The organism is Burkholderia sp. JKS000303, assembly GCF_002563755.1.
GTDB lineage: Bacteria > Pseudomonadota > Gammaproteobacteria > Burkholderiales > Burkholderiaceae > Burkholderia > Burkholderia anthina_B.
Genome location: NZ_PDBZ01000001.1, coordinates 337,286 through 360,528, shown reverse-complemented (window position 1 = coordinate 360,528; position 23,243 = coordinate 337,286). Strand labels below are relative to the sequence as shown.

The 23,243-nt window shown below is 67.0% G+C and carries 18 protein-coding genes; 13 read left to right on the top strand and 5 right to left on the bottom strand.

Annotated features, from left to right (window positions below):
* Positions 1 to 60: 60 nt before the first annotated feature.
* The 11 genes from BX604_RS01615 to BX604_RS01555 all read left to right on the top strand — a co-directional run bounded on the left by BX604_RS01615 (position 61) and on the right by BX604_RS01555 (position 12,574).
* The gene (locus BX604_RS01615) at positions 61 to 750 is read left to right on the top strand and encodes an ABC transporter permease (protein WP_098549276.1); all 690 of its coding nucleotides are present in this window, start codon (positions 61 to 63) and stop codon (positions 748 to 750) included.
* On the top strand, positions 747 to 1,460 hold the full coding sequence (locus BX604_RS01610; RefSeq protein WP_098549275.1) for an ABC transporter permease: 714 nt from the start codon (positions 747 to 749) through the stop codon (positions 1,458 to 1,460). The genes BX604_RS01615 and BX604_RS01610 overlap by 4 nt, the downstream gene beginning before the upstream one ends.
* A gap of 21 nt (positions 1,461 to 1,481) precedes the next feature.
* Entirely contained in the window at positions 1,482 to 2,282 is an 801-nt protein-coding gene (locus BX604_RS01605; RefSeq protein WP_098549274.1) for an ABC transporter ATP-binding protein, read from the top strand.
* Positions 2,283 to 2,303: 21 nt separating this feature from the next.
* The gene (locus BX604_RS01600; protein ID WP_098552669.1) at positions 2,304 to 3,344 is read left to right on the top strand and encodes a GlxA family transcriptional regulator; all 1,041 of its coding nucleotides are present in this window, start codon (positions 2,304 to 2,306) and stop codon (positions 3,342 to 3,344) included.
* Between the two features lie 878 nt (positions 3,345 to 4,222).
* Positions 4,223 to 5,455, top strand: a complete 1,233-nt coding sequence (locus tag BX604_RS01590; RefSeq protein ID WP_098549273.1) for an aspartate aminotransferase family protein — start codon at positions 4,223 to 4,225, stop codon at positions 5,453 to 5,455.
* A gap of 31 nt (positions 5,456 to 5,486) precedes the next feature.
* Positions 5,487 to 6,539 carry an arginine/ornithine succinyltransferase subunit alpha gene (gene aruF, locus BX604_RS01585; RefSeq protein ID WP_098549272.1) on the top strand — a complete coding sequence of 351 codons (1,053 nt, stop codon included), beginning with the start codon at positions 5,487 to 5,489 and terminating at the stop codon, positions 6,537 to 6,539.
* Positions 6,536 to 7,582, top strand: a complete 1,047-nt coding sequence (gene astA, locus BX604_RS01580) for an arginine N-succinyltransferase (RefSeq protein ID WP_098549271.1) — start codon at positions 6,536 to 6,538, stop codon at positions 7,580 to 7,582. The genes aruF and astA overlap by 4 nt, the downstream gene beginning before the upstream one ends.
* A gap of 7 nt (positions 7,583 to 7,589) precedes the next feature.
* Positions 7,590 to 9,053: a succinylglutamate-semialdehyde dehydrogenase gene (astD, locus tag BX604_RS01575; RefSeq protein WP_098549270.1), complete on the top strand. Its 1,464-nt coding sequence runs from the start codon at positions 7,590 to 7,592 to the stop codon at positions 9,051 to 9,053.
* A gap of 14 nt (positions 9,054 to 9,067) precedes the next feature.
* The gene (gene astB / locus BX604_RS01570) at positions 9,068 to 10,408 is read left to right on the top strand and encodes an N-succinylarginine dihydrolase (protein ID WP_098549269.1); all 1,341 of its coding nucleotides are present in this window, start codon (positions 9,068 to 9,070) and stop codon (positions 10,406 to 10,408) included.
* A gap of 7 nt (positions 10,409 to 10,415) precedes the next feature.
* Positions 10,416 to 11,450 carry a succinylglutamate desuccinylase gene (astE, locus tag BX604_RS01565; protein WP_175799407.1) on the top strand — a complete coding sequence of 345 codons (1,035 nt, stop codon included), beginning with the start codon at positions 10,416 to 10,418 and terminating at the stop codon, positions 11,448 to 11,450.
* A gap of 329 nt (positions 11,451 to 11,779) precedes the next feature.
* Positions 11,780 to 12,574, top strand: coding sequence for an ABC transporter substrate-binding protein (locus tag BX604_RS01555; protein WP_098549267.1), 795 nt, complete (start codon positions 11,780 to 11,782; stop codon positions 12,572 to 12,574).
* A gap of 99 nt (positions 12,575 to 12,673) precedes the next feature.
* On the opposite strand, the gene BX604_RS01550 is transcribed toward BX604_RS01555, so the two are convergent.
* Positions 12,674 to 14,194 carry an HDOD domain-containing protein gene (locus BX604_RS01550; protein ID WP_098549266.1) on the bottom strand — a complete coding sequence of 507 codons (1,521 nt, stop codon included), beginning with the start codon at positions 14,192 to 14,194 and terminating at the stop codon, positions 12,674 to 12,676.
* Positions 14,195 to 14,219: 25 nt separating this feature from the next.
* The gene (gene cdpA / locus BX604_RS01545) at positions 14,220 to 15,959 is read right to left on the bottom strand and encodes a cyclic di-GMP phosphodiesterase CdpA (protein WP_218926871.1); all 1,740 of its coding nucleotides are present in this window, start codon (positions 15,957 to 15,959) and stop codon (positions 14,220 to 14,222) included.
* Between the two features lie 279 nt (positions 15,960 to 16,238).
* On the opposite strand from cdpA, the gene BX604_RS01540 reads away from it, so the two are divergent.
* A complete protein-coding gene (locus BX604_RS01540) occupies positions 16,239 to 16,790 on the top strand; it encodes a peroxiredoxin (protein WP_098549264.1) in 552 nt (183 codons plus the stop codon).
* Positions 16,791 to 16,890: 100 nt separating this feature from the next.
* Here BX604_RS01540 and BX604_RS01535 read toward each other — a convergent pair whose 3' ends face one another.
* Positions 16,891 to 17,520 (bottom strand): NAD(P)H-binding protein, encoded by a 630-nt coding sequence (locus BX604_RS01535; RefSeq protein WP_098549263.1) that lies wholly within the window; start codon positions 17,518 to 17,520, stop codon positions 16,891 to 16,893.
* Positions 17,521 to 17,781: 261 nt separating this feature from the next.
* On the opposite strand from BX604_RS01535, the gene BX604_RS01530 reads away from it, so the two are divergent.
* The gene (locus BX604_RS01530; RefSeq protein ID WP_098549262.1) at positions 17,782 to 19,350 is read left to right on the top strand and encodes an NYN domain-containing protein; all 1,569 of its coding nucleotides are present in this window, start codon (positions 17,782 to 17,784) and stop codon (positions 19,348 to 19,350) included.
* 82 nt (positions 19,351 to 19,432) lie between these two features.
* Here the strand turns inward: BX604_RS01530 and BX604_RS01525 are convergent, their stop codons facing one another.
* Entirely contained in the window at positions 19,433 to 19,816 is a 384-nt protein-coding gene (locus BX604_RS01525; protein WP_373562410.1) for a VOC family protein, read from the bottom strand.
* A 117-nt stretch (positions 19,817 to 19,933) separates the two neighbouring features.
* Positions 19,934 to 23,242, bottom strand: a complete 3,309-nt coding sequence (locus BX604_RS01520; RefSeq protein ID WP_098549260.1) for an efflux RND transporter permease subunit — start codon at positions 23,240 to 23,242, stop codon at positions 19,934 to 19,936.
* Between the last annotated feature and the right edge of the window lies 1 nt (position 23,243).

Genomic DNA, 23,243 nt, shown 5'->3' with positions numbered 1-23,243 from the left:
CGTCAGCCCGGCGTGGGACAGGTATTCGCGCCGGTATCCATATCAACACTGGAGACGCGCGTGTTCCTTTACGGCTTTGGTCCTGTCCTATGGGCCGGCACCGTGCAGACCATCGAGCTGTCGGTGCTGTCGCTCGCCGCTGCGGTGGCGCTGGGGCTGATCGGCGCGGTGGCGAAGCTGTCGCACAACCGGGTGCTGCGAGCGATCGCGACCGGCTATACGACGCTGATCCGCTCGGTACCCGACCTCGTCCTGATGCTGCTGTTGTTCTACAGCATCCAGATCTGGCTGAACCAGTTCACCGACCTCGTCGGCTGGGACCAGATCGACATCGATCCGTTCGTCGCCGGCGTCCTGACGCTCGGCTTCATCTACGGCGCGTACTTCACCGAGACGTTCCGCGGTGCATTCCTGTCCGTGCCGCGCGGCCAGCTCGAGGCGGGCGCCGCTTACGGGATGAGCGGGTTGCGCGTGTTCGTGCGGATCATGTTTCCGCAGATGATGCGCTTTGCGCTGCCGGGCATCGGCAACAACTGGCAGGTGCTCGTGAAGGCGACCGCGCTGGTGTCGATCATCGGCCTCGCGGACGTCGTGAAGGCCGCGCAGGACGCCGGCAAGAGCACGTTCAACATGTTCTTCTTCATTCTCATCGCGGCGCTGATCTATCTGGCGATCACCACCGTTTCCAACCTCGTGCTGATCCAGCTCGAGAAGCGTTATTCCACGGGCGTGCGGCACGCAGAACTATGATCGAGATCCTCCAGGAATTCGGCCAGGCGTTCCTTTACTGGGACGGCCAGCGCCTCTCCGGCCTTGCGGTGACGCTGTGGCTGCTCGTCGCGTCGATTTCGTTCGGCTTCGTGTGTGCGGTGCCGCTCGCGGTCGCGCGCGTATCGAAGAAGAAGTGGGTGTCGATGCCGGTGCGCTTCTACACGTACGTGTTCCGCGGCACGCCGCTCTACGTGCAGCTGCTGCTGATGTACACCGGCATGTACAGCCTCGAGTTCGTGCGTTCGCACTCGCTGCTCGACGCGTTTTTCCGCAGCGGTTTCAACTGCGCGATTCTCGCGTTCGCGCTGAACACCTGTGCTTACACGACCGAGATCTTCGCCGGCGCGATTCGTGCGATTCCGCACGGCGAGGTCGAGGCGGCCCGTGCCTACGGAATGTCGCCGTTCACGATGTATCGCCGCGTGATCCTGCCGTCGGCGCTGCGCCGTGCGCTGCCGCTATACAGCAACGAGGTGATCCTGATGCTGCACGCGACCACCGTCGCGTTCACGGCGACCGTGCCCGACATCCTGAAGGTCGCGCGCGACGCCAATTCCGCGACCTACATGGCGTTCCAGTCGTTCGGGATCGCCGCGCTGATCTATCTTGCGGTATCGTTCGCACTCGTCGCGGCATTTCGCCGGGCGGAGCGCCACTGGCTCGCGTATCTCGCGGCCGGCCGTCATTGATTTCACTTCGAGGAGAGCCAGTTGGCCGAGATCACTCAAACGAGCGCGTCCGCTTCCACCAAGCTTGCCGCGGTCGACATTCACAAGCGCTATGGCGATAACGAGGTGCTCAAGGGCGTGTCGCTGAACGCGAAGGCCGGCGACGTCATCAGCATCATCGGCGCGAGCGGGTCGGGCAAGAGCACGTTCCTGCGTTGCATCAATTTTCTCGAGCGGCCGAATGCGGGGCAGATCGTCGTGGACGGCGAGACCGTGCGCACGAAGGCCGACCGCGCCGGTGCGCTGGAGGTTGCGGATCACAAGCAGTTGCAGCGCATCCGCACGAAGCTCGCGATGGTGTTCCAGCACTTCAATCTGTGGGCGCACATGAACGTGCTCGAGAACGTGATGGAAGCGCCGGTGCACGTGCTTGGCATTTCGAAGAAGGAAGCCGAGGAGCGTGCGCGCGAGTACCTGGAGAAGGTCGGTTTGCCGCCGCGCGTCGAGAAGCAGTATCCGTCGCATCTGTCGGGTGGTCAGCAGCAGCGTGTCGCGATTGCGCGTGCGCTGGCGATGAATCCCGACGTGATGCTGTTCGACGAGCCGACGTCGGCGCTCGATCCGGAACTCGTCGGCGAAGTGCTGAAGGTGATGCAGAAGCTGGCCGAGGAAGGTCGCACGATGATCGTCGTGACGCACGAGATGGGTTTCGCGCGCAACGTGTCGAACCACGTGATGTTCCTGCATCAGGGGCGAACCGAGGAAGAGGGCGATCCGAAGGAGGTGCTGGTGCGTCCGCAGAGCGAGCGTCTGAAGCAGTTCCTGTCGGGCAGTCTCAAGTAACGCGAAGGGCGGGTGTCATACGTGGTACCGGTGTCTCGTCCCGCAAGCGCCACCCGCACGACGCAGGTGGTGATTGTTGCATTGCCGCCCGTGTCGATGTCGGGTGTGGGTCCGATCGTCGATGCGTTGAATCTCGCGAACGAGATCGACGGGCGGCTGCTGTATCGCTGGCAGGTGTGTTCGTGGGACGGGCGGTCGGTGCCGCTCGCCGGCGGTGCGCAGTGGCATGCCGACGCGGCGTTCAACGATGCGATTGCGTGCGACTGGCTGATCGTCGTGTCGGAGCGGTTTCAGCAGTTTGCCGATTACCGGTTGTTTCTCGCGAGTCTCGCGCGGGTCGGGCAGCGTACGCCGGTCGTGACCGGGATTCACCACGGTGTGTGGTGGCTCGCGATGGCCGGGCAGCTTTCCGGGTATCGCGTGAGCGTGAACTGGGAGACCTATCAGCAGTTCGCCGAGCAGTTCGAGCGCTCGATCGTCACGCAGCAGATCTTCGAGATCGATCGCGATCGGGCGACCTGTGCCGGTGGGCAGGCCACCGTGGATTTCATGCTGGCCATGATTGGCCGCGAACATGGCGTCGATCTCGCGGAGCGGATTGCCGATGCGCTTGGCGCCGGCACGCTGCGCAGCGGCGAGGAGCGGCAACGGATTCCTTTTGTCACCGCGCCCGGTGAGCGGCATCCCCGGTTGAATGATGCTTTGCTTTTGATGGAAGCCAATATCGAGGATCCTCTGACGACCGATGAGATTGCCGGGCTCGTTGGCGTTTCACGCCGGCAACTGGAGCGGCTCTTTCGACAGTATCTCGGGGCGATGCCCTCCAAGTACTACCTCAATCTTCGGCTGCTCAAGGCAAGGACTCAGTTGCAGCGGACCAGCAAGTCGGTGGTGCAGGTCAGTCTCGCCTGCGGGTTCTCTTCTGCTGCGCATTTTTCCAATGCTTACCGCGAGCGGTTTGGCGTCACGCCTCGGGAGGATCGGCGAGCGTGGCTCGAGAAGCAGACAGGCGGTGGCAGCGAGCCTCGCGGTGGGGCGCTCGTCGAGCGCGGGAAGGATTGACGTTCGGGTTTGGCGCTGCGCTCGCGTTTTTTTCGTGAAGCACCTGTGATCGTGTCGGTCTATTAGCGTCGCCCCTGCGCGGGGCGGCGGTTACTTTTCTTTGTCTTGCCAAAGAAAAGTAACCAAAAGAAAGGCGCTGTGAGAACGCAAGACTTCCCGGTGCCATGGTCGCCGGAGTGGACACCGCCTAAGTGTCGGCGCCAGTCGGGAACCCGGAGTGGTTCGAGCAATGGTTCTGACACCTCTCACCACCTCACGGAGCGGTATACCGCCCGCTAGCTCCGTCCTCGCTTCGCTCGGCCGACGGGGCCATCCGTCCGCGCCCCTTTTCGACGCTATTGCTACCGGTCGATTGTTTTACGCAATCGCGATTGGTCATGCATCCACTAAATGAATCGGTATCCTTTGCGATCATGGGGGCTGGGGCAATGGTGCGTGGGCGCATGAACGGCGACTGAAGTACCTTGCAGCCGAGCGAAGCGAGGATGGAGCTGGCGGGCGGTATACCGCTCCGTGGGGTGGTGAGAGGTGTCAGAACCATTGCTCGAACCACTCCGGGTTCCCGACTGGCGCGGACACTTAGGCGAGGGCCACTCCGGTGGCTACGGCACCGGGAGGTCTTGCGTTATCCGAGCGCCTTTCTTTTGGTTACTTTTCTTTGGCAAGACAAAGAAAAGTAACCGCCGCCCCGCGCAGGGGCGACACTAATAGACCGACACGATCACAGGTGCTTCACGAAAAAACCCGAGCGTCCCACGCAAACCCTAAGCGCGCTATCCGCTTCCGATAGAACCCGTCGCAATTCTGCAAGACGCTTGCGTCACCCTTACCTAAACTTGATCCTGTTGAACCCTCTTACGAAACCGAAAGGAACGACCATGACGACCTCGACCGTGACCCGCCAGACATTCGACGAAGTGATGGTGCCGGTATTCTCACCCGCGCCGTTCGTGCCGGACCGTGCAGAGGGCTCCCGCGTGTGGGACACCGCCGGCCGCGAATACGTGGATTTCGCCTGCGGCATCGCAGTGACGTCGCTGGGCCACGGCCACCCGGAACTGCTGAAAGTCCTGGACGAACAAAGCCGCAAGCTCTGGCACATCGGCAACGGCTACACGAACGAGCCGGTGCTGCGCCTCGCCAAGCGCCTCGAATCGCTGACCTTCGCCGACCGCGCATTCTTCGCGAACTCGGGCGCGGAAGCGAACGAAGCCGCACTGAAGCTGGCACGCCGCGTCGCGTTCGACCGCCACGGCGCCGATAAATACGAAATCGTGTCGTTCGTGCAGTCGTTCCACGGCCGCACGTTCTTCACGGTCAGCGTCGGCGGCCAGCCGAAATACTCGGAAGGCTTCGGCCCGGTGCCGGGCGGTATCAAGCACCTGCCGTTCAATGACATCGAAGCCGCGAAGGCCGCAATCGGCCCGCAAACCTGCGCGGTGATCGTCGAGCCGGTGCAAGGCGAAGGCGGCGTGATCCCGGCCGATCCGGCCTTCCTGAAGGCACTGCGCGAAGCGTGCGACGCCAACGGCGCACTGCTGATTTTCGACGAAGTGCAAACGGGCGTCGGCCGCACGGGCCAGTTCTACGCGTACATGGACACGGGCGTCACGCCGGACATCCTGACGACCGCGAAGGCACTCGGCAACGGCTTCCCGATCGGCGCGATGCTGACGACGAACGAACTGGCCGCCCACTTCAAGGTCGGCGTGCACGGCACGACGTACGGCGGCAACCCGCTCGCATCGGCGATCGCCGACAAGGTCGTCGAACTGATCGGCGACCCGGCACTGCTCGAAGGCGTGCGTGAACGCAGCGTGCGACTGAAGGGCGCGCTCGAACGCATCAACGCACGCTTCGGCATCTTCAAGGACATCCGCGGCAAGGGCCTGCTGGTCGGCGCGGAACTCACCGCCGCATTCGACGGCCGCGCGAAGGACTTCGTCACCGCCGCCGCCGAGCACGGCCTGATCATGCTGATCGCCGGCCCGAACGTGCTGCGCTTCGTGCCGTCGCTCGTGATTCCGTTCGACCTGCTCGACGAAGGCATGAAGCGCTTCGAGAAGGCGGTCGAACAGGTGCTCGCAGCCCAGGAAGCCACCGCGCGCTGATCGGCGCATCCACCGCAGAACAGGAACGACGATGCTATTTGTTCGCCCCGGCAAACTCACGGATCTCGATGCGCTCGCGCACATGGCGCGCACCGCGCAGCCAGTCTTGCACTCGCTGCCGCACGACCGCGCGGCGCTCGAAGCGCGCGTGGCGCTCTCCGAAGATTCGTTTCGCGCGGACGTCGACTTCGCCGGCGAAGAGTTCTATCTCTTCGTGCTCGAGGATTCGTCGACGGGCAAGCTGCTCGGCACGGCGAGCATCGTGGCCGCGGCCGGCTATTCGGAACCGTTCTACGCGTTCCGCAACGACGCACTGATCCACGCGTCGCGCGAGCTGCACGTGAACCGCAAGATCCACGCGCTCACGATGTCGCACGAGCTGACCGGCAAGAGCCGGCTGGCGGGCTTCTACGTCGATCCGTCGCTGCGCGGCGACGCGGCCGCGCACCTGATCTCGCGTGCGCGGATGATGTACATCGCCGCACACCGCCGCCGCTTCACGCCGGAAGTGTTCACGCTGCTGCTCGGCGTGAGCGACAACACGGGCGCATCGCCGTTCTGGGAAGCGGTGGGCCGCAAGTTCTTCGGCCGCAATTTCACCGATGTCGATATCGCATCGGGCGGCCGTAGCCGCACGTTCATCGCGGAAGTGATGCCGGCGTATCCGCTCTACGTGCCGCTGCTGCCGGAAGCCGCGCAGCGCGTGCTCGGCGAGCCGAACGAAACGGCGCTGCTCGCGTACGACATCCACCTCGAGGAAGGCTTCGAGCCGGACCGCTTCGTCGACATCTTCGACGCAGGCCCGGTGCTGACCGCACAGGTCGACCGCACGTCGTGCGTGAAGCACGGCGCGGAGCGCACGGTGCGCGAAGCCGCGCATCAGCAGGGCGACGTGGCGTACATGGTGTCGACCGGCAGCGGCGAATCGTTCCGCTGCGTGCTGGCCGACCTGCCGGGCGACACGGCCCATGCGCCGCTGGCCGGCGACGTGCGCGCGGCACTCGATGTGAAGGATGGCGATGTCGTGCGCTGCGTGCCGCTGCACCGCCGCGACGATGAAGATTTGAAGGGAGACGCAGCATGATCGTCGTTCGGGTCGTACAAACGGGCGACGTCGACGCGCTCGTGTCGCTCGCGAAGGAAACCGGGCCGGGCCTGACCACGTTCAAGCCCGACCGCGACGCGCTCGCCGCGCGCATCGAACGCTCGCGCCGCACGCTCGAAGGCAACGCGGCGGCGGGCGAAGCCGGCTACTTCTTCGTGATGGAAGAATCGACGACGGGCGATATCGCGGGCGTATGCGGAATCGAGACGCAGGTCGGTCTCGAACAGCCGTTCTACAACTATCGCGTGAGCACCGTCGTGCACGCGAGCCAGGAGCTCGGCGTGTGGACGCGGATGTCCGCGCTGAACATCTCGCACGACCTGACGGGCTACGCGGAAGTGTGCTCGCTGTTCCTGAGCCCGCGCTATCGCACGGGCGGCGTCGGTGGCCTGCTGTCGCGCTCGCGCTTCATGTTCATCGCGCAGTTCCGCGATCGCTTCCCGGAACGCATCTGCGCGGAACTGCGCGGCCACTTCGACGAAGACGGCACGTCGCCGTTCTGGCGCGCAGTCGGTTCGCACTTCTACCAGATCGATTTCAACGCAGCGGACTACCTGAGCTCGCACGGCCGCAAGTCGTTCCTCGCGGAACTGATGCCGCGCTATCCGGTGTACGTCGACCTGCTGCCGCAGGACGCGCAGGACGCGGTCGGCCTCACGCACCGCGACACGCTGCCGGCGCGCAAGATGCTCGAAGCGGAAGGGCTGCGCTACCAGAACCACGTCGACATCTTCGACGCGGGTCCGGTGCTCGAATGCCACGTCAACGACCTGCGCACGGTGCGCGAGAGTGTCGTGGTGCCGGTCGCGATCGGCGTGCCGGACGCAGGCGAGGGCACACAGGGCGGCCATCCGCCGAAGTCGCTCGTGTCGAACACGTCGCTGAACGATTTCCGCGTCGGCGTCGCGCCGGGCGTGGTCGCGAACGGTTCGTTCGTGCTGTCGGCCGACGATGCCGTCGCGCTCGGCGTGAAGGCCGGCGATCCGGTCCGCGTGCTGCCGCTCAAAGTCAAACAGGGATAAACGAATCATGACGGAACTCTTCATCGACGGCGCCTGGGTCGCAGGCTCGGGCCCCGCATTCGCTTCGCGCAACCCCGGCACCGACGACATCGCGTGGCAGGGCGGTAGCGCATCGGCGGCCGACGTCGACCGCGCGGTCGCGAGCGCACGCCGCGCATTCGCCGGCTGGTCGGCACTCGACTTCGAAGCCCGCTGCGAGATCGTCAAGCGCTTCGCGGCGCAGCTCACCGAGCGCAAGGAAGCGATCGCGACCGCGATCGGCCGCGAGACGGGCAAGCCGCTGTGGGAAGCGCGCACGGAAGTCGCCGCGATGGCCGCGAAGGTCGGCATCTCGATCCAGGCCTATCAGGAACGCACCGGCGAGAAGCGCCAGGACATGGCCGACGGCGTCGCGGTGCTGCGCCATCGCCCGCACGGCGTCGTCGCGGTGTTCGGTCCGTACAACTTCCCCGGCCACTTGCCGAACGGCCATATCGTGCCGGCGCTGATCGCCGGCAACACGGTCGTGTTCAAGCCGTCGGAGCTCGCACCGGGCGTCGCGCGCGCAACGGTCGAGGTGTGGCACGACGCCGGGCTGCCGGCCGGTGTGCTGAACCTCGTGCAGGGCGAGAAGGACACGGGCATCGCGCTCGCGAACCATCGGCAGATCGACGGGCTGTTCTTCACCGGCAGCTCGGACACCGGCACGCTGCTGCACAAGCAGTTCGGCGGCCGTCCGGAGATCGTGCTCGCACTCGAGATGGGCGGCAACAACCCGCTCGTGATCGGCGAAGTCGAGGACATCGACGCGGCCGTGCATCACACGATCCAGTCGGCCTTCCTGTCGGCCGGCCAGCGCTGCACGTGCGCACGCCGCATCTTCGTGCCGCAGGGCGCGTTCGGCGACCGCTTCCTCGCACGCTTTGCCGACGTCACGTCGAAGATCACCGCCGACGTGTTCGATGCCGATCCGCAGCCGTTCATGGGCGCGGTGATCTCGGCACGCGCGGCCGCGAAACTCGTCGACGCGCAGTCGCGCCTGATCGAGCAGGGTGCGAAGCCGGTCATCGCGATGACGCAGCGCGACCCGCGCCTCGGTTTCGTCAACGCAGCGATCATCGACGTGACCGGCGTGGCGAACCTGCCCGACGAAGAGCACTTCGGCCCGCTCGCGCAGATCGTCCGCTACGCGACGTTCGACGAAGCGATCGAGCGCGCGAACGACACGGCGTTCGGCCTGTCCGCAGGCCTGCTCGCCGACGACGAGAACGCATGGACGCACTTCCGCCGCACGATCCGGGCGGGGATCGTCAACTGGAACCGTCCGACCAACGGCGCATCGTCCGCCGCGCCGTTCGGCGGCTCGGGCCGCTCGGGCAACCATCGGCCGAGCGCGTACTACGCCGCCGACTATTGCGCGTATCCGATGGCGTCGGTGGAGAGCACCCAACTGACCTTGCCCGCGAGCCTGTCGCCGGGCCTGCATTTCTGATCGAGGGAACGACGATGAACGCACAAGAAGCCAATTTCGACGGACTCGTCGGCCCGACCCACAACTACGCCGGGCTGTCGTTCGGCAACGTGGCGTCGCTCAACAACGAGAAATCGGCCGCGAACCCGAAGGCCGCGGCGAAGCAGGGGCTGCGCAAGATGAAGCAGCTCGCGGATCTCGGTTTCGCACAAGGCGTGCTGCCGCCGCAGGAGCGCCCGTCGTTGCGCCTGCTGCGCGAACTCGGCTTCTCAGGCAAGGATGCGGACGTGATCGCGAAGGCCGCGAAGCAGGCGCCTGAGCTGCTCGCCGCGGCGAGCTCGGCGTCGGCGATGTGGACCGCGAACGCGGCCACCGTCAGCCCGTCGGCCGACACGAGCGACGGCCGCGTGCACTTCACGCCGGCCAACCTGTGCAGCAAGCTGCATCGTGCGATCGAGCACGACGCGACGCGCCGCACGCTGTCGACGCTGTTCGCCGATCCCGCGCACTTCGCGGTGCACGAGGCGCTGACGGGCACGCCGGCACTCGGCGACGAAGGCGCGGCGAACCATACGCGCTTTTGCGCCGAGTACGGCAAGCCGGGCGTCGAATTCTTCGTGTACGGCCGCTCGGAATACCGCCGCGGCCCGGAGCCGAAGCGCTACCCGGCGCGCCAGACCTTCGAGGCGAGCCGCGCGATCGCGCAGCGTCACGGGCTGGCCGAAACGGCGACGGTCTACGCGCAGCAGGATCCGGACGTGATCGACGCGGGCGTGTTCCACAACGACGTGATTTCGGTCGGCAACCGCGACACGCTGTTCACGCACGAGCGCGCGTTCGTCAACAGGCAGGCGATCTACGACACGCTGACGGCGACGCTCGACGCACGCGGCGCGCGGCTGAACGTGATCGAGGTGCCCGATGCGGCCGTGAGCGTGAACGATGCGGTCACGTCGTATCTGTTCAACAGCCAGCTGCTGTCGCGCGCCGACGGTTCGCAGGTGCTCGTCGTGCCGCAGGAATGCCGCGAGAACGCGAACGTCGCCGCTTATCTCGACCACCTCGCGAGCGGCAACGGCCCGATCCGCGACGTGCTCGTGTTCGACCTGCGCGAAAGCATGAAGAACGGCGGCGGCCCCGCCTGCCTGCGCCTGCGTGTCGTGCTGAACGACGCGGAGCGCGCGGCCGTCACGTCGAACGTGTGGATGAACGACACGCTGTTCGCGTCGCTCGACGCGTGGATCGAAAAGCACTACCGCGATCGCCTCGCACCGGACGATCTCGCCGATCCGACGCTGCTCGACGAATCGCGCACGGCGCTCGACGAACTCACGCAGATCCTGCGCGTCGGGTCGCTGTATGACTTCCAGCGCTGAGCACGGCATGTCGGCCACCGCGCTGCTCGACGACTTTCTCGCGTTCACGCTCACGGGCGACACGCCGGACGTGAAGGCCGGCGCGTGCGCGGGCGGTGCGGTGCGCTGGCACTGGCGCGGCGACGGACTGCTCGCGCTGGAGCCGGTGGCGGGCGATGCCGCCGACGCGGCGCGTGCGAGCGTGCTCGTATCGGCCGGCGTGCATGGCGACGAGACCGCGCCGATCGAACTGCTGTCGATGCTGGTGCGCGATCTTGCCGCCGGCGCGTTGCCGCTCGCGTGCCGGCTGCTCGTCGTGCTCGGCAACGTGCCGGCGATGCGGGCGGGCGAGCGCTATCTCGACGACGACCTGAATCGCCTGTTCGGCGGTCGTCACGCGCAGGTGCCCGCGAGCCGCGAAGCGCCGCGCGCGGTGCAGCTCGAAACGGCGGCTGCCGAATTCTTCGCGGCAGCACCGGCAGGCAGTGCGCGCTGGCATGTCGACATGCACACGGCGATTCGCGCATCGGTGTTCGAGCAGTTCGCGCTGCTGCCGCACACGGGCACGCCGCCGACGCGCACGATGATCGAATGGCTCGGCGACGCGCGCATCGCGGCCGTGCTGCTGCACACCGCGAAGGGCAACACGTATTCGCATTTCACGGCCGAGCATTGCGGCGCGCTCGCGTGCACGCTCGAGCTTGGCAAGGTGCGGCCGTTCGGTCAGAACGACCTGTCGCGCTTTGCGCCGGCCGACCGGGCGGTGCGCAAGTTGGTGTCGGGGGCGCCCGGCGACAGGGACGCGCCGTTGCCGCGCGTGTTCACCGTGATCGACCAGATCACGAAGCAGAGCGACGCGCTCGAGCTGTTCGTCGCGGCCGACGTCGCGAACTTCACCGCGTTCGCGCGCGGCACCGTGCTTGCGCAGGACGGCGACTACCGCTACACGGTGAAGCACGACGAGGAGCGCATCGTGTTTCCGAACCCGACCGTGAAGCCGGGTTTGCGCGCGGGCCTGCTCGTCGTCGATACGACGCGCGACACGCTGGCCGCACTCGTCTGATTGACGTGCGGCCAGCGCATCGGCCCGCAGTCCATTCATTGTTGTGACGACGCCCGCATGCCGCGCAGACGGCGCGCGCGTCGCGCTTGCGTATTTGCGACACCGTCTTGCAAGTTCGACGGGTTGCATGACGGCCGCCGTGCACGCAGCGCAGCATCGTGCATCGGCGGCCGCTTTGCCGTATCGGGCCGCGCGGATTGGTACAATCGCGGCCTTGCGGCTGTTGCGCCGCATCAAGGCGCGGCATCGGCGTTGTCGTTGTCATCCGACCCTGCAATGATGCATGCGCCCGTAGTTCCGGAACATTCGAGTATCGAGGAGAACACCTGATGAAGTTGGATTGGCGTAAAGTGGCCGCGCACGCGGTAGTGGCGGCATCGGCCGTGGCGGCAGGCAGCGCGATGGCCGCGGATCTGAAGGAGATCCGGTTCGGCGTCGAGGCCTCGTATGCGCCGTTCGAATACAAGACGCCCGACGGCAAGCTGACCGGCTTCGACATCGACATCGGCAACGCGGTGTGCGCGAAGCTGAAGACGAAGTGCGTGTGGGTCGAGAACGACTTCGACGGCCTGATCCCCGCGCTGCAGGCGCGCAAGTTCGATGCGATCAACTCGGACATGACGATCACGGACCAGCGCAAGCATGCGATCGCGTTCACCGATCCGATCTACACGATCCCGAACCAGCTGATCGCGAAGCAGGGCAGCGGCATGCAGCCGACGCCGCAATCGCTGAAGGGCAAGCGCATCGGCGTGCTGCAGGGCACGATCCAGGAAGCGTACGCGAAGAAGAAGTGGGCGCCGGCCGGCGTCGAAGTCGTGCCGTACCAGACGCAGGACCTGGCGTACGCCGACCTGAAGTCGGGCCGCCTCGACGCGACGTTCCAGGATTCGGAAGCCAGCTCGAAGGGCTTCCTGTCGAAGCCGCAAGGCCAGGGCTTCGCGTTCGCCGGCGGTACGGTCAGCGATGCCGAGATCCTCGGCTCGGGCGTCGGCTTCGGCCTGCGCAAGAACGACGCGGCGCTGAAGACCGCGCTCGATCAGGCGCTGAAGGAACTGAAGGCCGACGGCACGATCGACAATCTCGCGAAGAAGTACTTCAGCGTGCCCGTGACGCTCAAGTAAGCGTTTCGATTCGTCGCACGATGCAGCCGGCCGCTTTTGCGGCCGGTTTGCTTTTGGGGCCCGGTTGTCCGAAGTTGCCGGTGCCGGCGGCGGCCGACGTTACGACGGGAAGAAGCGGGCCAGCTCCCGCGCGAGCTCGTTGAGCACGCCCATTTCCTGCTGCGTGATCTTGCGCGCGTGTTGCGCGCCGGCCCAGTCGCCGTACAGCAACCCGACGGTCGTCGTGCCGACGCGCACCGGCAGCAGCACGAACGCGCGCGTATCGGGCAGCGCGTCGAGATACCACGCGGGCAGGCGCTTCACCATCTTCGGCTCCTGCGCCTGCTCGATGAAGATGCCGACCGAGTTGGTAATCGCGAGATGGAAGACGTCCGGCTCGAAGCGCTCGTCGAAGCGCAGCCGCTCGAGCACCGCATCGACGCCGGGGCCGAAGCCGAGACGCGCGGCGAACGTGCCGTCGTCGTGGCGTACGAACATCACGGTGCGCGTGAACGCGAGACCCGCGAGCAGGCTTTCCGCCGCGAGCGCGAGCACCGGTGTCAGCACGTGTTCGGACGGCAGTGCGCGCAAGTCCGCGAGGCCCGCTTCGAGGCACGCCTCGGGTTCGGCCTGCGCCCGCGCGATCGCATCGGCGTTCGCGCGCAGCTCGACGATCTCGCGCATCATGGTGTCGCTGGCTTCCTCGCGCGCGAGCCGGTCGGCGATCTCGACGAGCGCGCCGGACTCGATTTGCAGCTCGGCGCCGTAGTGCTGCGCGAGCACCGCGATGCGCGCGTCGCGCTGCGGGCTCTCGGGTATCGCAAGCGCGCCGGCGACGTCGGTCGAGCAGCGGCTCACCGCGCGCAGCCAGCGGACGTGCTCGGCGCCGTCGTCGTCCGATACGTCCGCGGTGCGCCGGCGGTCGGCGCGTGCGCCGCTTTCGTCATCGTCGGCGAGCAGGTCGGCGTGCGCCGCGTAAGCGTCGTCGTTGGCCATCCCGGCGCGGATCACGTCGGGCAGCCGCCAGCTCGCGGCGGCCTCGAGGCCGATCGCGTCGAAGCCGACGCCCAGCACGTCGACGCAGGCAGCCGCTTCGTCGCCGTTCAGCTCGGCCGCGCGGCGGCGGATGCGATCCCATTCGCTGTCGAGATAACAGACCACGAGCAGCTTGCCGACCTGGCGCATCAGCGTGCAGACGACGGCTTCCTCGCCGCCGCGCAACTGCGCATGCTCGGTCAGCTTGCGGGCGACGCAGCCAGACAGCAGCGCGCGGTTCAGCTCGAGCTTCGCGTCGATGCGGCGCGGCGTGCTGTGATGGAAATGGTCGACGAGTTTCAGCCCGACGACGAGATGGCCGACCGTGTCCATGCCGAGCACCATCAGCGCTCGCGTGACGGTCGTGATGTTGCCGCCGAACGCCATGTACATCGCGGAATTCGCGAGCCGCAGCACCTTGTGCGTGAGGGCGAAGTCCGACAGCACGACGCGCACGAGCGCGGTGAAGTCGAGGTCGTCGTTCTTCATCGCGGCCATCGTCGCGCGCAGCGATTCCGACAGCAGCGGGAAGTCGCCCCGTTCGTTCATCCGGGCCCACAGCTTGTCTAGCAGTGCCGTGCGGGGCAGGTGTGCGGTGATTGACATACGGATCTGTTCGGTTCGCCGGGTATCAGGCAGCGTGCAGACGCAGTTGTTGCGCCTCGAAGCGCCGCGCGAGTTCCTCGGACGGCAGGGCCTGGCAGACGAGCCAGCCCTGGATGTGGTTGCAGCCCATCTCGGTCAGCAGCGCGCGCTGCGCCTCCGTCTCGACGCCTTCCGCGACGAGTTCGAGGTCGAGCGTCTGCGCGAGGCCGACCACCGCCGACACGATCGCGCGATCGTTGCGCGAGGTCAGCAGGTTCTCGACGAAGCTGCGGTCGATCTTCAGCTTCGCGAGCGGGAAGCGCTGCAGGTACGCGAGGCTCGAATAGCCGGTGCCGAAATCGTCGATCGCGAAGCGGATGCCCATCTCGGTCAGCTCTTCGAGCAGCGCTTTCGCCTTCGAGGGGTCGTGCATCAGCAGGCTTTCGGTGATTTCCAGCACGATGCGGTGCGGGTCGATGCCCGTCAGCGTCATCGCCTCGCGCACGCTCTGCGCGAACCGCGGGTCGCGGAACTGCTGCGGCGACACGTTGACCGCCACGTACTGCAGCGCGAGCCCCTGGCGATCCCACGCGACGAGCTGCATGCACGCGGCCTTGAGCACCCAGTTGCCGAGATAGTTGATCAGGCCGATCGATTCGGCAAGCGGAATGAAGGTCGCCGGCGGCACGAGCCCGTGCACCGGATGGCGCCAGCGGATCAGCGCCTCGACGCCGACCACCGCGCCCGACTGGCTGCGCGTGATCGGCTGGAAATGGAGCGAGAACTCGCCGTTGCGCACGCCGTCGTACAGGTCGGCTTCGAGCTTGAGCCGCTCGGCGTCGGCCGGATCGTCGACGGGCGCGTGAAACGCGAGCGCATTGCCGCCCGACGCCTTCGCCTGCGTGAGCGCGTGGTCGGCACGGCGCAGCAGCGGGCTGTGGTGCTGCGCGCGGTGCGGCGCGGCGCGCTCGTCGGGGTAGAGCGCGATGCCGATGCTCGCCGACAGGTGCACGGTCTGTCCCTGGTACACGTAAGGTTCGCGCACCGCGGCCTGCAGCCGTCGCGCGAGCGCGTCTGCCGCGTCGCTGCCGCGCGAGCGATCCGACGCGGTGAACACGACCGCGAACTTGTCGCTCGCGACGCGCGCGAGCTGTTCGCCGGGCGTGACGAGCGCCCGCAGCCGCCGCGCGGTTTCGCGCAGCAGCGCGTCGCCGGCGTCGTAGCCGAGCGCGCGGTTGATGCGTTGATAGTCGTCGAGATCGAGCAGCAGCAGCGCCGCGCAGGTGCCGGCCTCGTCGGCGGCCTGCTGCGCACGCATCAGCGCGGGCACGAGCGCGGACAGGTTGTCGAGCCCCGTCATCGGGTCGTGGTGCATTTCGTACGTCAGGCGGGCCTCGAGTGCGCGCCATGCCGACACGTCGAATGCCGCGATCGCGAAGCCGTCGACGCCGTGGTGGCGGCTCTTGAACGCGCGGACTTCGACGTCGAGCGGGTAGGTGAGCGACTTCACGATGCACATCGTCGCCTTCTCGACCTGGCCGGAACGCGCGGCGCGCGCGAGCAGTCCTTCGAGCGTCGCGGTATCCTGTTCCGCGATGAGGTCGCGCAGCGTCAGCGTGTGCAGGTAGTCGCGGTGATAACCGATGAAGCGCAGGCTCGCGTCGGACACGTACAGAAAGCGCAGCTCGCGGTCGACATGGGCGAGGAAGTCCACCGTGCCGACCGTCTGTTCCAGCCAGTCGCGCACGGTGTCGTCGCGGCGCGGCGTGCCGGCGCGTGCAGGCATCAGCGCGCCGCCCGACCACGCGAAGCGGCGCAGCGTATGCAAGGCGCTGCGCCAGGTGCCCTTGCGTGGCGTCTGTTTCCTGTTGGCTTCCATGTGTCTCGCTGACGTGAAGGGCTGGAACCGGTTGTCCGGAAGGAATAACGGCAGACTGCGCGGAATCTTTAACCACCCGGTCGCGGCTGGCGCTGCCGCTGGGTCGGGTTGTACACGGCGACGTTCGACAGGCGAACGGTCGGATGGCCTACATCGAGGCTGACTTTATAAGAAATGAGGACGCAGATGAAGCGAAAACTGTTGGTGGGCGCCTCGGCGGCGCTGCTGTTGGCAGGTCATGCGCTGGTCGCGCAGGCGCAGCTGAAGCCGGGCGCCACCGCGCCCGACTTTACGACGCAGGCGTCGCTGGGCGGCAAGACTTACACGTACTCGCTCGCCGATGCGCTGAAGCACGGGCCGGTCGTGCTGTATTTCTACCCGGCCGCATTCACGAAGGGGTGCACGATCGAGGCGCACGCGTTTGCCGATGCGGTCGATCGTTACAAGGCTTACGGCGCGACGGTGATCGGCGTATCCGCAGACAACATCGACACGCTGACCAAGTTCTCGGTGAGCGAGTGCCGCAGCAAGTTCCCGGTCGCGGCCGACCCGGACGCGAAGATCATCCGCGAATACGACGCGAAGCTGCCCGCGCTCGATCGCGCGAACCGCGTGTCCTACGTGATTTCGCCGGAAGGGAAGGTGATCTACGAATACACGAGCCTGTCGCCGGACAAGCACGTCGAGAATACGCTCGGCGCGGTGAAGGCGTGGGCCGACGCGCATCCGAAGCAGTAAGCGGCCCGTAGCGGAGCGGGCCTCGAGCCAGGCGGCCCGTTGCGCGGGCCGTCGGGCATTCCGGCTGCAACGCGCCGCCGGGCGGCGGCGCGGGAGCACGTTACGCGCGCAACGCCTGCTCGATCGGCACGCTGCCGCCGACGAAGCCGATGACCTTGCGCGAGATGCCAAGCTTGATCGTTTCGATCGCGGCCCATGCGACATCCTGGCGCGAGACGGGCGGCGCTGCGTCGAGCGGCTCCTCGGTCAGCGCGATCTTGCCGACGCCCGGGCCGTCCGCGAGCGGGCCGGGGCGCAGGATCACGTAGTCGATGCCCGACGCGATCACGCGCTCGTCGCCTTCGCGCTTCATCTGCGAATAGTGGCGCAGCGCGTCGCCGCTGCGCTCCGGCCAGTACGCGCTCAGCGAACTGATCACGACCAGCTTCTGCACGTTGTAGGCGAGCGCATGCTCGGCCGCGCGCGCGACCGCGTCTCGGTCGATCTGCTCCTCTTCGGCAGCGCCTTCCGACTCGGCCGAGCCGGCCGCGTAGATCACGTGCGTGATGCCCTGGAACGCGTGCGAGAAATCGCCCGTCAGGTCGGCCTCGACGACCTTCGCGCCCGGCAGCGCATAACCGTGCCGGCGCACCAGCGCAGTCACCTCGAATTCCGGCTGCTTGAGCAGCAGATCCGCGCACGCGTGGCCGGTGCGGCCCGTTGCGCCAATCAGCAGTACCTTCGTCGTCATGAAAGCGCTCCTTGCTCGATGCGTCATCCTTCCAGATGGGGACGGACGACCGATATTCAAGTGTATGTCGATTTGGGCGGGCGGCGCGCGGGTAATAAGGGCCGCACCGCATGCGGCCGGCAAGCGGGGTCCGACGAGGCCCGCCGTGGCACGGTCATTGCGCACGGATTGCGGGATCGACCCGCCGACCGGCTATCATGTGCGCGATGCATTTTTCGCCGCTAGTGAATACAACGCGGCGACCAACCGGTTGGAGTACACATGGCATTACCCCTGGACAACATCAGCATGGCCGTGTTCTGCGACTTCGAGAACGTCGCGCTCGGCGTGCGCGACGCGAAGTACGAGAAATTCGACATCACGCCCGTGCTGGAACGCCTGCTGTTGAAGGGCAGCATCGTCGTGAAGAAGGCCTATTGCGACTGGGAGCGCTACAAGGGCTTCAAGGCGTCGATGCACGAGGCGAGCTTCGAGCTGATCGAGATCCCGCACGTGCGCCAGTCGGGCAAGAACTCGGCCGACATCCGGCTCGTGGTCGATGCGCTCGATCTCTGCTACACGAAGTCGCACGTCGATACGTTCGTGATCATCAGCGGCGACTCGGATTTTTCGCCGCTCGTGTCGAAGCTGCGCGAGAACGCGAAGAAGGTGATCGGGGTCGGCGTGAAGAAGTCGACGTCGGACCTGCTGGTCGCGAACTGCGACGAATTCATTTTCTACGACGATCTGGTGCGCGAGCAGCAGCGCGCGCTGGCGAAGCGCGAACAGCAGCGCACCGGCAACGGCGGCGCGAAGCGGCCCGACGAACCGTCGCGCAAGCCCGAGATCGAAGCGCGCCGGACCGAGGCGATCGCGCTGGCGGTCGAGACGTTCGATGCGCTCGCGTCGGAGCGCGACGACGTCGGCAAGATCTGGGCGTCGGTGCTCAAGAGCGCGATCAAGCGTCGCAAGCCGGACTTCAACGAGTCGTATTACGGTTTCCGCGCGTTTGGCAACCTGCTCGACGAAGCGCAGGCGCGCGGGCTGCTCGAAGTGGGGCGCGACGACAAGTCCGGCGCGTTCGTGTCGCGGCCGCGCCAGTCGGCAGCGGCCGAGCATGCGCCGGTCGCGCGCGACACGGGTGCCGGCCATCACGGCCAGGGCGCGCGTCATGCGGAGCCGGCAGCGGCACCGGCCGCGCGCGAGTCACGGCGTCGCGGCCAGCGGGGCAAGGCGGCCGCGGTCGTGCAGGAAAGCGTGCAGGTCGACGCGCAGGAGACGGCCGTGGTCGACGTGATGACCGAAGCGGCGAACCCGCGTGCGGAAGTGGCCGATGTGGCTGGCGCGGTCGATGCGCCTGACGCGGTCGGCGCGGTCGGCGCGGTCGAAGCGACCGAGACGCACGGCGATGCGAAGGACGGCCGCAAGCGCACTCGCAAGAGCGCGGCGAAGAAGGCCGGCGCGAAGAAGGGCGGCGACGCGAAGGGGGCAGGCCGTCAAGCAGCGGCGAAGCCGGACGACGCAGTGCACGGCGGTGCGAAGCACGGTAGCGACAAGCACGCGGACGGCAAGCATGCCGAAGCGACGCATCGCGACGCCGGGCACGGCGACGATCGCCACACCGCGGCGAAGCACGTGACGCCGTCGGCGGGCGAGTTCGCCGGGTCGGGCGCAGCCGCGCAGCCGTCGCATGAAGCTGCTGCGCCGGTCGAGTCGGCCCGTGCATCGGGCGATGACGCGGCCCAGGAATCGACCGGTGATGCGCCGGCCGATGCAAAGCCGAAGAAGCCGGCCCGCAAGACGGCCCCGCGCGCGCGCCGTCCGCGCAAGACGGCGGCGGCGGCCGAGTAACGGCGGCCGGGCGGTGCGGTGCCCGATTCGGGGCACCGCCCGCGCCGACGCCCTGGCCGGTGCAATGCCGGTCGAGGCACCGTTATCCGTTCAGCACGTACGGGCGGGTCATCACTTCGAGGAAGTGACCGTCCGGATCGTCGAAATACACACCGCGACCACCGTTGTGGCGGTAGATGTCATTAGGCTGCCGCTTCGCCGGATCGGCCCAGTGTGGCAACCCCTGCTCGCGAATGCGCGCGTACACGCGATCGAAGCCGGCCTCGTCGGTCAGGAACGCGTAGTGCTGCGCCGTAATCTCTCCCTGCTTTTCGTAGAAATCGAGCGACACGCCGTTGTCGAGCGGGACGACCAGCATCGCGCCGAAAGGCGTCGGTGCCGGCAGTTCCAGAAGCTCGACGAGAAAGCGGCTCGACGCGTGCTTGTCGCGGCACCAGACGATCGTATGGTTGAGCTGGACATTCATGGTGTGTCCCCGGGAACGGGCGCGAGGGTGCGCATGGACACACGATAGCCGATCGCCACCGGGGTTCAAGCGTGCGAGCGGCCGCCCGGGGGCGGCCGCTTGTGCACGTCTCGTGGATTACTCGCCGGCCACTGCCGGGCCGCCCGAATTGCCGCGACGGTTGCGGCGCTTCTCGCTCCAGACGCGCAGGCGGTCCATGTACAGGTAGACGACCGGCGTCGTATAGAGCGTCAGCACCTGCGACATGACCAGGCCGCCTGCGATCGCGATCCCAAGCGGCGCGCGCAGCTCGGCGCCGTCGCCGTGACCGAACGCGAGCGGCAGCGCGCCGAGCAGCGCCGCCATCGTCGTCATCATGATCGGCCGGAAGCGCAGCAGACACGCCTCGTGGATCGCATCGAACGACGACTTGTGGCCGCTGCGCGTCTGGTCGATCGCGAAGTCGACCATCATGATCGCGTTCTTCTTCACGATACCGATCAGCAGGATCACGCCGATCAGCGCGATGATGCTGAACTCGGTCTTGAACAGCAGCAGCGCGAGCAGCGCGCCGACGCCGGCCGACGGCAGCGTCGACAGGATCGTGATCGGGTGGATGTAGCTCTCGTACAGGATCCCGAGCACGATGTAGACGGCCAGCAGCGCCGCGAGGATCAGGATCGGCTGGTTGTTCAGCGACTGCTGGAACGCCTGCGCGGTGCCCTGGAAGCTGCCGACGATCGTCGGCGGCACGCCGATCTGCGCCATCGTCTGGTAGATCACCTGGGTCGCCTGCGACAGCGACACGCCCGGCGGCAGGTTGAACGAGATCGTCGTCGCGACGAACAGCCCCTGGTGGTTGACCGACAGCGGCGTCGTACTCGGGCCGAACGACGCGATCGCCGACAACGGGATCATCGTCGACTTCGACGTCGACACCGATGCGCCAGACGATGCGCTCGACTTGCCGCTCGACGCGATCGAGTTCAGCGCCTGGTTGCGCGCGGAATCGGATGCGATCGCCGCGGCACTGGTGGCGCCCGTGCCGGCGCTCGACGTGCCGGCCGACGTCGCGACGAAGGTGCCGGCGGCGGCGTTGGTGGTCTGTGAGCCGTTCGCGCTGCCGCCCGACGTGCTGATCCACACCTGGTTCAGCATCTCCGGGCTCTGCCAGTATTGCGGCGCGACTTCCATCACGACGTGGTACTGGTTCAGCGGGTTGTAGATCGTCGAGACCTGGCGCTGGCCGAACGCGTCGTACAGCGTGTTGTCGATCTGCGCGGGCTTGATGCCGAACCGCGCGGCGGTCGCGCGGTCGATCGTCACCATGGCCTCCATGCCGCCTTGCTGCTGGTCGGAGTTCACGTCGGTCAGCTCGGGGCGCTTTTGCAGCGCCTCGGTCAGCAGTGGCCCCCATTTGTACAGATCGGCGCTCGAATCGCCGAGCAGCGTGAACTGGTACTGCGCGTTGCTCTGCCGGCCGCCCACGCGAATGTCCTGCGCGGCCTGCAGGAACGTGCTCGCGCCGGCGACGTCCGACAGCGGCTTGCGCAGTTGCTGGATCACCTGGTCGGCGGACAGCTTGCGCTGGGTGCGATCCTTCAGCATCACGAACATGAAGCCCGAGTTGGTCTGCGTGCCGCCGGTAAAGCCCGCCACGCTCGCCACGTTCGGGTTGGCCTGCACGATCCGCATCATCTCGGTGAACTTCTGCTTCATCGCCTGGAACGACGTGGACTGGTCGGCGCGAATGCCGCCGATCATCAGCCCGGTGTCCTGCTGCGGGAAGAAGCCCTTCGGTACGACGATATACAGGTAGACGTTGAGGCCGATCGTCGCGAACAGGATCAGCAGGATCAGCAGCGGGCGGCGCAGCGCCCACGACAGCGAGCGCTCGTAGCCGCGCTGCATCCGCGCGAAGAAGCGCTCGAGGAAACGGCCGAAGCGGCCTTCGTCCTCGACCTCGTGCGGCTCGCGCAGCAGGCGCGCGCACATCATCGGCGTGACCGTGAGCGACACCGCGAGCGACACGGCGATCGCGAGCGACAGCGTCAGCGCGAATTCGCGGAACAGGCGCCCGACGATGCCGCCCATCAGCAGGATCGGCAGGAACACCGCGACGAGCGAGAGGCTCATCGACAGCACCGTGAAGCCGACCTCGCGCGCGCCGTCGAACGCCGCCTGCATCCTGGGCTTGCCGTTCTCGATGTGGCGCGTGATGTTCTCGAGCACGACGATCGCATCGTCGACGACGAAGCCGGTCGCGACGATCAGCGCCATCAGCGACAGGTTGTCGATCGAGAAGCCGAGCAGGTACATCGCGCCGAACGTGCCGATGATCGAGATCGGCACCGCGACGCTCGGGATCAGCGTCGCGCGCCAGTTGCGCAGGAACAGGAACACGACCATCACGACCAGGCTGATCGCGATCAGCAGCGTGTGCTCGGTGTCCTTCAGCGACGCGCGAATGGTGGTCGACCGGTCGAGCACCGGCGTGACCGTGATGTCGGCCGGCAGCGACGCGGTGAGCTGCGGCAGCGCCGCGCGCACGCGGTCGATCGTGTCGATGATGTTCGCGCCGGGGGAGCGGTAGAGGATCACGAGCACCGCGCGCTTGCCGTTCGACAGGCCGAGGTTGCGCAGATCCTCGACCGAATCGACGACGTCGGACAGATCCGACAGCCGCACGGCCGCGCCGTTGCGGTACGCGACGACGAGATCGCTGTACTGCGATGCCTGCGACGCCTGGTCGTTCGTATAGAGCTGGTAGTGCTGCGGGCCGAACTCGATCGCGCCCTTCGGGCTGTTCGCGTTGGCGGACGAGAGCGCCGCGCGCACGTCCTCGAGGCCGATCCCGTAGTGGAACAGCGCCTGCGGCTGGAGCTCGACGCGCACGGCCGGGTTCGCGGAGCCGCTCACCGTCACCTGGCCGATCCCGTCGATCTGCGACAGCGACTGCTGCAGCACGGTCGACGCGGCGTCGTACAGCTTCGCGGGCGACGACGTTTCCGACGTCAGCGACACGATCATGATCGGCGAATCGGCCGGGTTGACCTTGCGGTACGTCGGGTTGCTCTTCAGCGATGCGGGCAGGTCGGCGCGCGCGGCATTGATCGCGGCCTGCACGTCGCGCGCGGCGCCGTCGATGTCGCGGTTCAGCCCGAACTGCAGGATGATCCGCGCGTTGCCGACGGTGCTGGTCGACGTCATTTCGGTGACGTCGGCGATCGAGCCGAGGTGCCGCTCGAGCGGGCTGGTCACGCTGGTCGCGACCGTCTCCGGGCTCGCGCCGGGCAGCGACGCCTGCACCGAGATGGTCGGGAAGTCGACCTGCGGCAGCGGCGACACCGGCAGCTTGATGAACGCGAACAGGCCCGCGAGCGCGACGCCGAGCGCGAGCAGCGTCGTCGCGACGGGGCGGGTGATGAAGGGACGCGACAGGTTCATC

Excerpts from the sequence above, each read along its gene's own strand:
- BX604_RS01610 (WP_098549275.1), top strand. The coding sequence starts at position 747 with ATGATCGAGATCCTCCAGGAATTCGGCCAGGCGTTCCTTTACTGGGAC.
- BX604_RS01590 (WP_098549273.1), top strand. The coding sequence starts at position 4,223 with ATGACGACCTCGACCGTGACCCGCCAGACATTCGACGAAGTGATGGTG.
- aruF (WP_098549272.1), top strand. The coding sequence starts at position 5,487 with ATGCTATTTGTTCGCCCCGGCAAACTCACGGATCTCGATGCGCTCGCG.
- astA (WP_098549271.1), top strand. The coding sequence starts at position 6,536 with ATGATCGTCGTTCGGGTCGTACAAACGGGCGACGTCGACGCGCTCGTG.
- astD (WP_098549270.1), top strand. The coding sequence starts at position 7,590 with ATGACGGAACTCTTCATCGACGGCGCCTGGGTCGCAGGCTCGGGCCCC.
- astB (WP_098549269.1), top strand. The coding sequence starts at position 9,068 with ATGAACGCACAAGAAGCCAATTTCGACGGACTCGTCGGCCCGACCCAC.
- astE (WP_175799407.1), top strand. The coding sequence starts at position 10,416 with ATGTCGGCCACCGCGCTGCTCGACGACTTTCTCGCGTTCACGCTCACG.
- BX604_RS01555 (WP_098549267.1), top strand. The coding sequence starts at position 11,780 with ATGAAGTTGGATTGGCGTAAAGTGGCCGCGCACGCGGTAGTGGCGGCA.
- BX604_RS01550 (WP_098549266.1), bottom strand. The coding sequence starts at position 14,194 with ATGTCAATCACCGCACACCTGCCCCGCACGGCACTGCTAGACAAGCTG.
- cdpA (WP_218926871.1), bottom strand. The coding sequence starts at position 15,959 with ATGCCTGCACGCGCCGGCACGCCGCGCCGCGACGACACCGTGCGCGAC.
- BX604_RS01540 (WP_098549264.1), top strand. The coding sequence starts at position 16,239 with ATGAAGCGAAAACTGTTGGTGGGCGCCTCGGCGGCGCTGCTGTTGGCA.
- BX604_RS01535 (WP_098549263.1), bottom strand. The coding sequence starts at position 17,520 with ATGACGACGAAGGTACTGCTGATTGGCGCAACGGGCCGCACCGGCCAC.
- BX604_RS01530 (WP_098549262.1), top strand. The coding sequence starts at position 17,782 with ATGGCATTACCCCTGGACAACATCAGCATGGCCGTGTTCTGCGACTTC.
- BX604_RS01525 (WP_373562410.1), bottom strand. The coding sequence starts at position 19,816 with ATGAATGTCCAGCTCAACCATACGATCGTCTGGTGCCGCGACAAGCAC.
- BX604_RS01520 (WP_098549260.1), bottom strand. The coding sequence starts at position 23,242 with ATGAACCTGTCGCGTCCCTTCATCACCCGCCCCGTCGCGACGACGCTG.